This is a genomic window from Pseudomonas algeriensis (assembly GCF_048847255.1).
Taxonomy (GTDB): Bacteria; Pseudomonadota; Gammaproteobacteria; order Pseudomonadales; family Pseudomonadaceae; genus Aquipseudomonas.
The window spans coordinates 93,685-106,069 of the sequence record NZ_JBKKRK010000011.1 but is presented as its reverse complement, the minus strand read 5'-3'; the positions used below and the strand labels follow the sequence as shown (position 1 = coordinate 106,069).

Sequence of the window (12,385 nt, the reverse complement as noted above, 5' to 3'; positions counted from 1 at the left end):
CTGACGCATGGACGGTCAGCCCTCGCGCTCAAGCGCTTCATCCGCCCCTACGACACCTTTGTTCCGCGTTTTCAACTCGCTGACGATCACCGCCGCCACGATCAAGCCCGCCCCGAGTAACGCAATCGCCGGCAGCCGCTCACCCGCCAGGCGTCCGGCGATGCCGGCCCATACCGGTTCGCCGGCATAGATAAGCGTGGCGCGGGTCGGCGAGACGCTTTTCTGGGCCCAGTTCATCGCCACCTGGATCGCTGCGCTGGCGGCGCCCAGGCCCACCGCGCTGATCAGCAACAGCCAGGAAAAGCCTGGGATGACCTCTTGCGTCGGCACCACCATGAGGAATGCCAGCACCGCCGTGCTTGCCAGTTGCACCACGGTTACCCGCCGTACATCGACCTGGCCCGCATAGGCACTGATCAGAATGATCTCCGCCGCAATCGCGACGGCGCTGATCAGCGTGGCGATTTCACCGGGGCTGAAGCTCAGCGAGGCCCCAGCCGGCCCGGACACCAGCATGAGCCCAGTGAACGCCAACATGATGCCTATGCTTGGCATCAACCCCGGCCGCCGGCCCAGCACGAGCCATTGCAACAGCGGCACGAAAGGCACATACAGGGCGGTGATAAAGGCCGATTGGCTGCTGGGAATGGTTTGCAGGCCTACGGTCTGCAGGCCGTAGCCGAGCATGATCGCCACTCCGATGAAGGCCCCGGCCTTGAGCTCGAACAGGGTCAGGTCACGCAAGTGGCGCCACGAGAACAGCGCGACAAACGCCGCCGCGGCGGCAAAGCGCAGGCCCACAAAGAACATCGGTCCGCTGACCGTCATGGCGTGTTGCACCAGCAGGAACGTGCCGCCCCAGATCATGGTGATCAGTACGAGCACGCATTCGGCCTTGCTGAACCTGGGCAGATGGGAGGAAGTTTGCGGGGAGTTCACCGATGCCATGACCTTGCGCACTACTTGAGGCGGACGCACAATGCGCCCGAAGTTGGGCAGTATAATGCGCAACCCCGGCAGATGAGCAATATAGTGCACAAAGAAAATGGCCAGCGGGCGTCCGTCCTGCAACACGTCAGCCAGAACGTCCGCCGCCTGCGGCATGCCGCGCAGCTCAGCCAGACGGCGCTGGCCGAATTGTCCGGTGTTAGCCGGCGGATGCTGGTTGCCATCGAGGCGGGCGAAAAGAATGTCAGCCTGACCACCCTGGACCGCGTTGCCGAAGCCTTGGACGTGGCTTTCAGCGACCTCATCCAGGCGCCTGACGCCCGCGATCCGAGCCGGATCAATGAGCTGGCCTGGGCCGGTGTGATTCCCGGCAGCAAAGCCATCTTATTGGCCAAGGCCACCGCCAACCGAGAGGTGGAGCTTTGGGAATGGCGCCTGGAACCCGGCGAGCATTACCATTCAGAACCCGACGCGGACGGTTGGAGCGAACAGCTCTACGTATTCGAGGGCTGCCTGACATTGTTGTTGGGCAGCGAAGAACGTCGAGTCGGGGCCGGCGAGTTTTTCATGTTTGCCAGCAACCAGCCCCATGCTTATCGCAACGATGGTCCGGTGGCGGTGAGATTCGTCCGCAACGTGGTGATTTGACTCCTGGAGAGCGGTATGGACACAGCGCTGGAGCAATCTGTGATCGGCACCGCCCGCCAGGCCGATATCCTGATTATCGGCGGCGGCCTGAGCGGAACCCTGTTGGCGGCGCAACTGCTGCGGCTGCCGGGCCGGCGCGAGGCATTGATTGTCGAGCCGCGCAGCGAGTTGGGCCGGGGCGAGGCCTACAGCGCCGTGGAACTGGGCCACACCCTCAATGGCAACGCGGCACGCATGAGCGTCGACCCGGACAATGCCGATGATCTCACGCAATGGCTCGCTGCGTTCATCGTGGCCGGTGGTTGGCCTGAGTCCGATCAGCAACATGTGCCGGTCAGCGAGTTGTTTCCTCCGCGGGGGATGTTCGGCCTGTATGTGCAACAGCGTCTGGCCGAGGCTCGTGCGTTGGGCGCGCGCCATGGATCGGTGGCGGAGCATGTGCGCGGGGAGGCCGTCGATTTGCGGGTCATCGATGATGCCGTGCAAGTGACGCTCGGCGATGGCCAAGTATTGCAAGGACGCTTTGCCGTGCTCGCCACCGGCATGTTCCCCGCGGCACGAACCCCGCAGACCGAGTCGAGCGGCTTGAACGCCGCGGCGCTTGATCCGTGGGACGTGGCTGCGATGCGCCAGCTTGATCCGCTAGCGACGGTCATGATCATCGGTTCGGGATTGACCATGGTCGATGCCGTGGTATCGCTGGAACAGGCCGGGCATCGCGGGCCTATCGAAGTATTTTCCCGTCACGGTTTGTTGCCCCATGTACGTCGGCAGCCACCGGCCTGGGTGGACTTTCTCGCCGATGATCACAGCCTGCGTTCGCCACGCCAGTTGATGCGCGCGCTGCGTGGGCAATGCCGCTTGGCCCAAGCCCAGGGCATCGATTGGCAAGCCCCGCTGGACACGGTGCGTGCCCATATCGGGCGTTTGTGGAGTCAGGCCAGCGATGTGCAGCGCCGACAGTTCGTGCGGCATGTGCGACCTTGGTGGGAAAGCCATCACCATCGCTCGCCTCCGTTGAGCGCGGAACTGGTGGCGCGTCTGCACGGGGAGGGACGGTTGCGGATCCAGGCGGCGTCGTACAAGGGGCTTGTGTCGTCTGGCGAAGGATCGGTGGCGATCAATATTCGCCGAAGGGGCGAGGCTGGACTGGAAGTGGTGGAGGGCGCCGCGTTGATCAACTCCAGCGGCATTGAATATGACTGGCGCCGTGTTGCCCGGCCGTTGCCGCAGCAGTTGTTGGCCCGAGAGTTGGTCCAGCCCGGTCCGTTGGCGCTGGGTATTGCAGCGCGTGCCGACGGCGCAGTGCTGGACGCCCAAGGCGAGCCGGCCAGCCGCCTGTTCGCCATGGGTCCGCCGTTACGCGGGATGTGGTGGGAAAGCACGGCGGTGACTGATGTGGCGAGCCAGGCGAAGGCGTTGGCGAGGCGGTTGGCTGAACTGCACGCCTAAAATTGAAGCTGGACACATTCTGTGGCGAGGGGATTTATCCCCGTTGGGGTGCGAAGCGCCCCCAAGACCTGACGCCTCGGTGTGTCAGGTATATCTCAGGGCCGCTTCGCGGCCCAGCGGGGATAAATCCCCTCGCCACAAAAGCAGGTCAGCGGCGGGCCGTGACTATTCGCTAACCTTAACCCAACGCTGTTCCAGTGCCGCCAGGCGAATCGCCGACGCCAGCCGCTCCACTTCCCAGGCTTCCTCGAAATCCGTTCCGTTGGCGCCTTCGCCGGCTAAGGCCATGATCAACTCCTGCACCTCCAACGTCTTCAGTTCGTTGTAGCCCAGCTGGTGCCCGGCGGCAGGGCTGAACGCGGCATAGCCGGGTAGATCCGGGCCGGCCAGCAGTCGCTGGAAACCCGCCTGGCCGGCGCGGCACACCCGAAGCTCGTTCAGCCTTTCCTGGTCGAACGCCAGCGTGCCGAGTGTGCCGCTGATTTCGAAGCTCAGGTGATTCTTGCAGCCGTGCTTGAGCCAACTGCTGCTCACCGTGCCCCGGGCGCCGCTGGCAAAGCGCAGCAGTGCACTGACCTGATCATCCACCGCGATCGCGCGTTGTTCGGTGCTGCCAACCTTGGCAGGACGCTGTTTGTGCACGGTCTGGCTGTCGGCACACACAGCCTCTACCTCGCCCAACAAATGCCGCGCCATCGCCAGGAGATGGCTGCCCAGGTCCGCCAGCGCGCCACCGGCATGCGCGGCCTCGCAGCGCCACGACCAGGGTGAGGCCGGGTCGGCCATGAAATCTTCGCTGAATTCGCCCTGGAAACTGATGATCTGTCCAAGCTCTCCGCGCTGGATCATCCCCCGCGCCAGTTGGATGATCGGGTTGTGCTGGTAGTTGTAGCCGACCCGCGTCACCACGCCAGCCGCCTTGGCTGCCTGGCGCATCTGCTCGGCCTGTTCCAGGGATACCGCCAACGGCTTTTCACAATAGACCGGCTTGCCCGCCGCCAACGCGGCCATGGCCATCGGAAAGTGCAAATGATTGGGCGTGGTGATGGCGACCAAATGAACCTTCGGGTCGTCGATCAGCCGTTGCCAGTCACTGTGAGCCGTCTCGAACCCCCAGCTCTGGGCGCATTGCCGGGCACGCTGCGGATCGGCGTCGGCCAGGGCCGCCAGTTTCAGGTTCAAGGGGAGGTCGAACACCGCCTTGGCATTGTGGAACGCCAAGGCATGGGCACGGCCCATGAAACCAGTGCCAATCAGACCGATGCCGAGTTCACGCATGAGAAGAGCCCTTTGAATTTTTATTTTCAGGAGGGCTCTTTATGGAATAAATATTCGCTAATTGCAAATACTGGAATAAATATTCATTCTGTTGCCGCTCAGCGTCCCTTGTGGGAGCGAGCTTGCTCGCGATTGCGGTGGATCAGCCGATACTGTTGTGCCTGATGCAACGCTATCGCGAGCAAGCTCGCTCCCACGGGAATTCCAAAGGTCTGCCTCGCGGCTCGTTGTCAGGAAAGGAACCCGCCATCCACATTCAACGCCACGCCCGTGGTATAGCTCGACGCGTCGCTCGCCAGGTACAACACCGCGCCGGCCATTTCGCTCGGGTCGGCCACACGCTTGAGGGGAATCTGCGCCAGGGCGGTTTTGAGGATGGCGTCGTTCTTGACCAGCGCCGAGGCAAACTTGGTATCGGTCAGGCCCGGCAGGAGGGCGTTGCAGCGGATGCCGAACTGCGCGCATTCCTTGGCGAAGACCTTGGTCATGTTGATCACCGCGGCCTTGGTGACCGAGTAGATGCCCTGAAAGATTCCCGGAGAAATGCCGTTGATCGACGCCACGTTGATGATGCTGCCGCCACCGTTTTCGCGCATCAGCTTGCCGGCCTCCACCGACATGAAGAAATAGCCGCGAATGTTCACGTCCACGGTTTTCTGGAACGCGCCCAGGTCGGTGTCCAGCACGTTGCAGAATTGCGGGTTGGTGGCGGCGTTATTCACCAGGATATCCAGACGCCCGAACTGTTCGCGGATGCCGGCGAACACCTGGCTGATCTGCTCCATTTCACCAATGTGACAGGCAATGGCGGTGGCCTTGCCGCCGGCAGCGATGATGGCGTCAGCGACATGCTGGCAACCATCGAGCTTGCGGCTGGAGACGATCACGTGGGCGCCTTGCTGGGCCAGCAGTTTGGCGATGGCTTCGCCGATGCCGCGGCTGGCGCCGGAAACGAAAGCGATCTTACCGTCGAGGTCGAACAACTGGGTCTTGGACATGCTGTTTCCTTGTTATAGGTGCGCTCAGAGCGTGGATTTGCTGATGACTTGCAGGCTCATCTGCTCCAGCAGCTTGTTCATCTGAACGAACTGCGCGAAGCGTTTGTCCTGGGTCTGGCCATGGAAAAAGCGGTAGTAGATCTGCTGGACGATACCGGCCAGGCGGAACAGTCCATAGGTGTAGTAGAAGTCGAAGTTGTCGATGCGGATCCCGGCGCGTTCGGCGTAGTAATCGACGAACTCACGGCGGGTCAGCATGCCCGGCGCGTGGCTTGGCTGGCGCCGCATCAGTTGCACGGGCGCCGGATCACCGGCTTCGATCCAGTAGGCGAGGCTGTTGCCCAGGTCCATCAACGGATCGCCGAGGGTGGTCAGTTCCCAATCCAGCACGCCGATGATCTGCATCGGGTTGTCCGGGTCCAGGATGACATTGTCGAAGCGGTAGTCGTTGTGGACGATGCTCGATGTTGGATGGTCGGCGGGCATCTTGTCGTTGAGCCAGGCCTTGACCGTCTCCCATTTCGGCGCATCGGGCGTCAAGGCCTTGTCGTAGCGGTCGCTCCAACCACGGATCTGCCGGGCCACGTAGCCCTCGGGCTTGCCCAGGTCGGCCAGGCCGCAAGCGGTGTAGTCGACGCGGTGCAGCTCGACAAGCCGGTCGATGAAGCTCTTGCACAATGCTTCGGTGCGGGCGGCGTCGAAGCCCAGTTCCGGTGGCAGCTCGGAGCGCAAAATGATGCCCTTGACCCGCTCCATCACGTAAAACTCGGCGCCCATCACCGACTCGTCGGTGCAATGGACGTAGGCTTTCGGGCAGTACGGAAAACCTTCACGCAATTGATTGAGGATGCGGAACTCACGGCCCATGTCGTGGGCCGATTTGGCCTTGTGACCGAACGGGGGCCGGCGCAGGACGAACTCCTGTTCGGGGTATTCGAGCAGGTACGTCAGGTTTGACGCGCCACCGGGAAACTGGCTGATCACCGGCGTGCCGGCCAAGCCAGGAATGTGGGCCTTGAGGTACGGGTCGATCAGGTTGGCATCGAGTTCTTCACCGTCGCGCACGCGGGTGGACTGATCAGTAACTGCCATGCTTATCCCTTCTGCTTATTTTGGAGGCCATCGATCATTGGCTAATCTAATGGCGTGCGGCAGCCGTCACAAGCACGCCGGGGTCTTATAGGTTAGCGTGTTGCTGGGTGATCAGCGGATTTGATGAGCCGTGGTTGCGTCTGGCCTACCGGTCAACGCAAGCCTGCGCATCGGGTAGCTGCACTGGCGTCAGCACCGGCTTGCCGGAAAAGAACGCGTTCAGGTTCTCACCCACCAACTCCACCGTGGCGCGTGTCGCTTCCGGCGACAGGCCGGCCACGTGGGGCGTGAGCACGACATTGGGCAAGTGTTTCAGGGCGTCAGGCACTTCGGGCTCGTGATCGAACACATCCAGCGCAGCCCCGGCAATTCGTCGGTGTTCAAGGGCGCTGATGAGTTCGGTCGTGGCGACCACGCTGGCCCGGGCGATATTCACCAAGAAACCGTGGGGCCCCAGGGCATCGAGGGCTTGCTTGTTGATCAATTGGCGGGTGTCCAGGCCTCCGGGCGTGGCGACAATCAGGAAATCCGACACCCTGGCGAGCTCGGTGGGGGTGGCGCAGAAGGCGTAGGGCACATCGCTGCGCACGCGACGGTTGTGGTAGCTGACCTTCATGTCGAAACCGAGGGCGGCCCGCTTGGCAATGGCCATGCCCACGGCGCCGAGCCCCAGGATGCCCAGGTGCTTGCCCGCGAGGGAAGGGCGCATGGTTCGCGGCCACTCGCCACGGCGCAGGGCCGCGTCGGATCGAGGCACATCGCGCACCAACGCCAGCAACAACGCCATGGCATGGTCGGCCACCGAGGAGGCATTGACCCCGGCACCGTTGGTGACGACGATGCCTCGCTCGCTGGCGGCTTGCAGGTCCACTTGCTCATAACCGGCGCCGATTACACAGATGATCCTGAGGTTGGGCAAAGCCGTCATTTCTTCAGCCGTCAAACCGAGGGGGCCACGGGTCAACACCGCGCTGAACCGGTCGCCGTGTTCGAAAATCGCTGTCTTGCGTTCGGCGGGCGTGGGCGCCAATTCCAAGTGATAACCCTGGCGCTCCAGGATTGGCAGGTATTCGTTGACGGTTTCAACCAGTACCAGAACGGTTGCGGTCATGCTGGGCTCCTGTAGGCGCTTTTCGATCATCGATATTCAACCTGATTGTAGGAGCCGGCGGGAGGGATGGCCTGGGCTTTTTTATGATCATTTGTCCTGCTGCGCTGTTCTTGTGGGGGCGAACTGAAAAACGCTGCTCCGCAGAACCGCTCCTCAGCTAAGTCTTTGCTTCTGCTCGTTAATCCCGGACAATCGCGCCCCTGTTTCGGCCAGGGGCGCTGCCTGTCGGGTTTTTCCGACTCGTCCCGGCCGGGTGCATGTGACCGGAAAGCGGAGATCCGACCGGATGAATGATCAGGCCAACAGCGTCGAAGAGCGCTTTGAAACGACAGCCCCAGCCACCCTCAGCCAATGGAGTCGCCAAGACACGACCTGGATGCTGGGCCTGTTTGGCACCGCCATTGGTGCCGGCACGCTGTTCTTACCGATCAATGCCGGCCTTGGCGGTTTCTGGCCGCTGCTGGTGCTGGCGGTGCTGGCGTTCCCCATGACGTTCTATGCGCATCGGGGCTTGACCCGTTTTGTATTGTCCGGCCGCGACGGCGCGGACATCACCGAGGTGGTGGAAGAGCATTTCGGTATCAAGGCCGGTGCGCTGATCACGCTGTTGTACTTCTTCGCCATCTTCCCGATCTTGCTGATCTACAGCGTGGCGCTGACCAACACGGTCGGCAGTTTCCTGGAACACCAGCTGCACGTGCAGCCGCCGCCCCGGGCCTTGTTGTCGCTGATGCTCATCCTCGGCCTGCTGGCCGTGGTCCGCTGCGGCGAGCAGGTCATCGTCAAGGCCATGAGCCTGATGGTCTATCCATTTATCGTGGCGCTGTTGTTTCTGGCGGTGTTCCTGGTGCCCCATTGGAACGGCGGGATCCTGAGCACGGCGTCGACGGTGCCGCAGCCTTCGGCGTTGCTGCATACCTTGTGGCTGGCGATTCCGGTGATGGTGTTCTCATTCAACCATTCGCCGATCATCTCGGCATTCGCAGTGGACCAGAAACGCCGCTACGGCAATGACGCTGAAAAGCGCAGTGCGCAAATCCTGTCGCGCGCCCATGTGCTGATGGTCGTAATGGTGCTGTTCTTCGTGTTCAGCTGCGTGCTGACCCTGTCCCCGGCACAACTGGCCGAGGCCAAGGCGCAGAACCTGTCGATCCTGTCGTACCTGGCCAACCACTTCAGCAACCCGACCATCGCCTTCGCGGCGCCGTTGATTGCTTTCGTGGCGATCGCCAAATCCTTCCTCGGGCATTACATCGGCGCCAGCGAAGGCCTCAAGGGCTTGATCGTCAAGAGCGGCCGCCGCCCAGCCCCCAAGACCCTGGACCGCCTCACGGCAGCGTTCATGCTGGTGGTGTGTTGGGTTGTCGCCACTCTCAACCCAAGCATCCTGGGCATGATCGAAACCCTGGGCGGCCCGGTGATCGCGGCGATTCTGTTCCTGATGCCGATGTACGCCATCCGCAAGGTCCCGGCCATGGCTCGTTATCGCGGACAAGCGTCGAATGTTTTTGTGGTGGCGGTGGGTTTGGTGGCGATTACTGCGTTGGTCTATTCCCTCTTGGCCTGACCTGCGTTTTTGTGGGTGTTGCGTCCGGCATAGATCCCTGTGGGAGCGAGCTTGCTCGCGAAAGCGGTGGGTCAGTCGGCAAGGATGTTGGCTGTGCCGCCGCCATCGCGAGCAAGCTCGCTCCCACATTGGTTTTGGGGTGTTCTCAAAATTTGTGTTCATGCTCAATCCCTGTGAGAGCAAGCCCGCTCCCACAGTTTCATCCGACAGTGAAATCCCAGGCATAAAAAAACGCCGCCCCTCGTGAGAGGGGCGGCGTTTTTAGGCGGGCGTCTTAAGCGTTACGCTTGGACGACCGGGATGTTGGCGTTTGCAGCCGCTTCACGGAACTCGGCGATCTGGTCGAAGCTCAGGTAGCGGTACACGTCCGCTGCCATGCTGTCGATCTTGCCGGCATATTCCATGTACTCCTCGACGGTCGGCAGGCGACCCAGGATGGACGCTACGGATGCCAGTTCGGCCGAGGCCAGATAGACATTCGCGCCGTCACCCAGACGGTTCGGGAAGTTACGGGTCGAAGTCGACACCACGGTGGAGTTCGGCTCGACGCGTGCCTGGTTACCCATGCACAGCGAGCAGCCTGGCATTTCCATCCGAGCACCGGCCTTGCCGTAGATGCCGTAGTAGCCTTCTTCGGTCAGTTGGTGAGCGTCCATCTTGGTCGGTGGCGACAGCCACAGACGGGTTGGCAGCTGACCCTTGACCTGATCCAGCAGTTTACCGGCAGCGCGGAAGTGACCGATGTTGGTCATGCACGAACCGATGAACACTTCGTCGATCTTCTCGCCAGCAACGCTGGACAGCAGACGGGCGTCGTCCGGGTCGTTCGGCGCGCAGAGCACAGGCTCGCTGATGTCGGCCAGATCGATTTCGATGACTTCGGCGTATTCGGCGTCGGCATCGGCTTCCATCAGTTGCGGGTTGGCGATCCAGGCTTCCATCGCTTGCGCGCGACGTTCCAGGGTACGCGCATCGCCGTAGCCTTCGCCGATCATCCAGCGCAGCAAGGTGATGTTGGACTGCAGGTACTCGGTGATCGACTCTTTCGACAGCTTGATGGTGCAACCGGCAGCCGAACGTTCGGCCGAGGCGTCGGACAACTCGAACGCCTGCTCCAGGGTCAAGCCTTCCAGGCCTTCGATTTCCAGGATGCGGCCGGAGAAGGCGTTTTTCTTGCCTTTCTTCTCGACGGTCAGCAGACCGTTCTGGATAGCGAAGTAAGGAATGGCATGAACCAGGTCACGCAGGGTGATGCCAGGTTTCATCTTGCCTTTGAAGCGCACCAGGATCGATTCCGGCATGTCCAGCGGCATGACGCCGGTGGCAGCGGCGAACGCGACCAGGCCGGAACCGGCCGGGAACGAGATGCCCATTGGGAAACGGGTGTGCGAGTCGCCACCGGTGCCCACGGTGTCTGGCAGCAGCATGCGGTTGAGCCACGAGTGGATGATGCCGTCGCCCGGACGCAGGGAAACGCCGCCGCGGGTCATGATGAAGTCAGGCAGGGTGTGGTGGGTGGTGACGTCGATCGGCTTTGGATAGGCCGCGGTGTGGCAGAAGGACTGCATCACCAGGTCAGCCGAGAAGCCCAGGCACGCCAGGTCTTTCAGTTCGTCACGGGTCATGGGACCTGTGGTGTCCTGGGAACCCACGGTGGTCATTTTCGGTTCGCAGTAGGTGCCAGGACGAACGCCTTGGCCTTCTGCCAGGCCGCAAGCCTTGCCGACCATCTTCTGCGCCAGGGTGAAACCCTTGGTGCTTTCAGCAGGCGCTTCAGGCTTCTTGAACAGGTCGAACGGTGGCAGGCCCAGTTCGGCGCGAGCCTTCTCGGTCAGGCCACGGCCGATGATCAGCGGAATGCGGCCACCAGCGCGGACTTCGTCCAACAGCACCGGGGTCTTCATTTCGAAGGTGGTGATGACTTCGTCGGTGCCGTGCTTGCAGACTTTGCCGGCGTGCGGGTACAGGTCGATCACGTCGCCCATGTTCATGTTCGACACGTCGAACTCGATCGGCAGTGCGCCGGCATCTTCCATGGTGTTGTAGAAGATCGGTGCGATCTTGCTGCCGAAGCAGAAACCGCCTGCGCGCTTGTTCGGCACGTAGGGAATGTCGTCGCCGAAGAACCACAGCACCGAGTTGGTGGCCGATTTACGCGAGGAGCCGGTACCCACCACGTCGCCGACGTAGGCGATCGGGAAGCCCTGGCCGCGCATTTCTTCGATCTGCTTCATCGGGCCGGTCTTGCCTTGCTCGTCCGGAACGATGCCGTCACGGGCCATTTTCAGCATGGCGAGGGCGTGCAGCGGGATGTCAGGACGCGACCAGGCGTCCGGGGCAGGGGACAGGTCGTCGGTGTTGGTTTCGCCGGTGACCTTGAACACGCGCAGGCTGATCTTGTCGGCCAGCACCGGGCGCTTCTTGAACCACTCGCCGTCAGCCCAGGATTGCAGCACGGCCTTGGCGTGAACGTTGCCGTTCTTGGCTTTTTCAGCCACGTCGTGGAAGGCGTCGAACATCAGCAGGGTGTGCTTGAGTTCTTCGGCGGCGACTGGCGCCAGCTCGGCGTCGTCCAGCAGCTCGACCAGGGTCACGATGTTGTAGCCACCCTGCATGGTGCCGAGCAGTTCTACAGCGCGCTTCTTGTCCAACAGAGGGGATTGGGCCTGGCCCTTGGCCAGGGCGGACAGGAAGCCGGCCTTGACGTAGGCGGCTTCGTCGACGCCTGGCGGAACACGATTGGTGATCAGGTCAACGAGGAAGGCTTCTTCGCCAGCCGGAGGATTCTTCAGCAGCTCGATCAGGCCTGCGGTTTGTTCGGCGTTAAGCGGCTGGGGAACGATACCCAGGGCTGCACGCTCTTCGATATGTTTGCGGTAGGCTTCAAGCACAGTTATTACCCTCATCAGTGGTCCCAAATGGGTGTCCGGGACGCTCATCCAGAAACTCACGGCACTCATGCGCGACAGGGGCTTTTTGGGCCTCCACGCCAGAGTTGACGGAGTTCCTCACAGAAGCTGCTTTCAAAGTTTTACGCCTGCAGAACGGGGAGCTGATGAGGGTTGGCGTTGGGCTTTCCCCGCTGGAAAGACCCTTCGCCAACACCGCTCTGAAGGAACGACTGTGCTCGTGACGCTTTGAAAACAGCTTCTAACGGACATTGGCGCCTTAAAAGGCTGGCTGATTCTACGGGAAAAAAAAATTAAAGGTAAGTTGGGCTTCCAGGTTTGAGGGGTGATCAATCTTAGACAAAGGGCTAACATGCCCGTCTGTCCTGTTTTTGCGTGTGCG

Annotated in this window: 9 protein-coding genes; 3 read left to right on the top strand and 6 right to left on the bottom strand. The window is 61.8% G+C overall.

Annotation, left to right across the window (positions count from 1 at the left end; translation table 11 throughout):
• Positions 1 to 15: 15 nt before the first annotated feature.
• Positions 16 to 1,038, bottom strand: a complete 1,023-nt coding sequence (locus tag ACLK1G_RS17605; protein WP_420766584.1) for a DMT family transporter — start codon at positions 1,036 to 1,038, stop codon at positions 16 to 18.
• On the opposite strand from ACLK1G_RS17605, the gene ACLK1G_RS17600 reads away from it, so the two are divergent.
• Together ACLK1G_RS17600 and ACLK1G_RS17595 are read left to right on the top strand one after the other, a co-directional pair.
• Entirely contained in the window at positions 1,033 to 1,596 is a 564-nt protein-coding gene (locus tag ACLK1G_RS17600; RefSeq protein WP_420766583.1) for a helix-turn-helix domain-containing protein, read from the top strand. The two genes, ACLK1G_RS17605 and ACLK1G_RS17600, sit on opposite strands and share 6 nt — an antisense overlap.
• 15 nt (positions 1,597 to 1,611) lie before the next feature.
• Positions 1,612 to 3,048 carry an FAD/NAD(P)-binding protein gene (locus ACLK1G_RS17595; RefSeq protein ID WP_420766582.1) on the top strand — a complete coding sequence of 479 codons (1,437 nt, stop codon included), beginning with the start codon at positions 1,612 to 1,614 and terminating at the stop codon, positions 3,046 to 3,048.
• Positions 3,049 to 3,213: 165 nt separating this feature from the next.
• Here ACLK1G_RS17595 and ACLK1G_RS17590 read toward each other — a convergent pair whose 3' ends face one another.
• The 4 genes from ACLK1G_RS17590 to ACLK1G_RS17575 all read right to left on the bottom strand — a co-directional run bounded on the left by ACLK1G_RS17590 (position 3,214) and on the right by ACLK1G_RS17575 (position 7,527).
• Positions 3,214 to 4,326, bottom strand: coding sequence for a Gfo/Idh/MocA family protein (locus ACLK1G_RS17590; RefSeq protein ID WP_420766581.1), 1,113 nt, complete (start codon positions 4,324 to 4,326; stop codon positions 3,214 to 3,216).
• Positions 4,327 to 4,556: 230 nt separating this feature from the next.
• Positions 4,557 to 5,324 (bottom strand): SDR family oxidoreductase, encoded by a 768-nt coding sequence (locus ACLK1G_RS17585; RefSeq protein ID WP_003180553.1) that lies wholly within the window; start codon positions 5,322 to 5,324, stop codon positions 4,557 to 4,559.
• A gap of 24 nt (positions 5,325 to 5,348) precedes the next feature.
• Positions 5,349 to 6,416, bottom strand: coding sequence for a phosphotransferase family protein (locus ACLK1G_RS17580; protein WP_420766580.1), 1,068 nt, complete (start codon positions 6,414 to 6,416; stop codon positions 5,349 to 5,351).
• 145 nt (positions 6,417 to 6,561) lie between these two features.
• On the bottom strand, positions 6,562 to 7,527 hold the full coding sequence (locus tag ACLK1G_RS17575) for a 2-hydroxyacid dehydrogenase (protein WP_420766579.1): 966 nt from the start codon (positions 7,525 to 7,527) through the stop codon (positions 6,562 to 6,564).
• A 286-nt stretch (positions 7,528 to 7,813) separates the two neighbouring features.
• Here ACLK1G_RS17575 and ACLK1G_RS17570 point away from each other — a divergent pair, with 286 nt between their 5' ends.
• Positions 7,814 to 9,094: a serine/threonine transporter gene (locus ACLK1G_RS17570; RefSeq protein WP_420766578.1), complete on the top strand. Its 1,281-nt coding sequence runs from the start codon at positions 7,814 to 7,816 to the stop codon at positions 9,092 to 9,094.
• A gap of 281 nt (positions 9,095 to 9,375) precedes the next feature.
• Here the strand turns inward: ACLK1G_RS17570 and acnB are convergent, their stop codons facing one another.
• Entirely contained in the window at positions 9,376 to 11,985 is a 2,610-nt protein-coding gene (gene acnB, locus ACLK1G_RS17565) for a bifunctional aconitate hydratase 2/2-methylisocitrate dehydratase (protein WP_249877324.1), read from the bottom strand.
• Between the last annotated feature and the right edge of the window lie 400 nt (positions 11,986 to 12,385).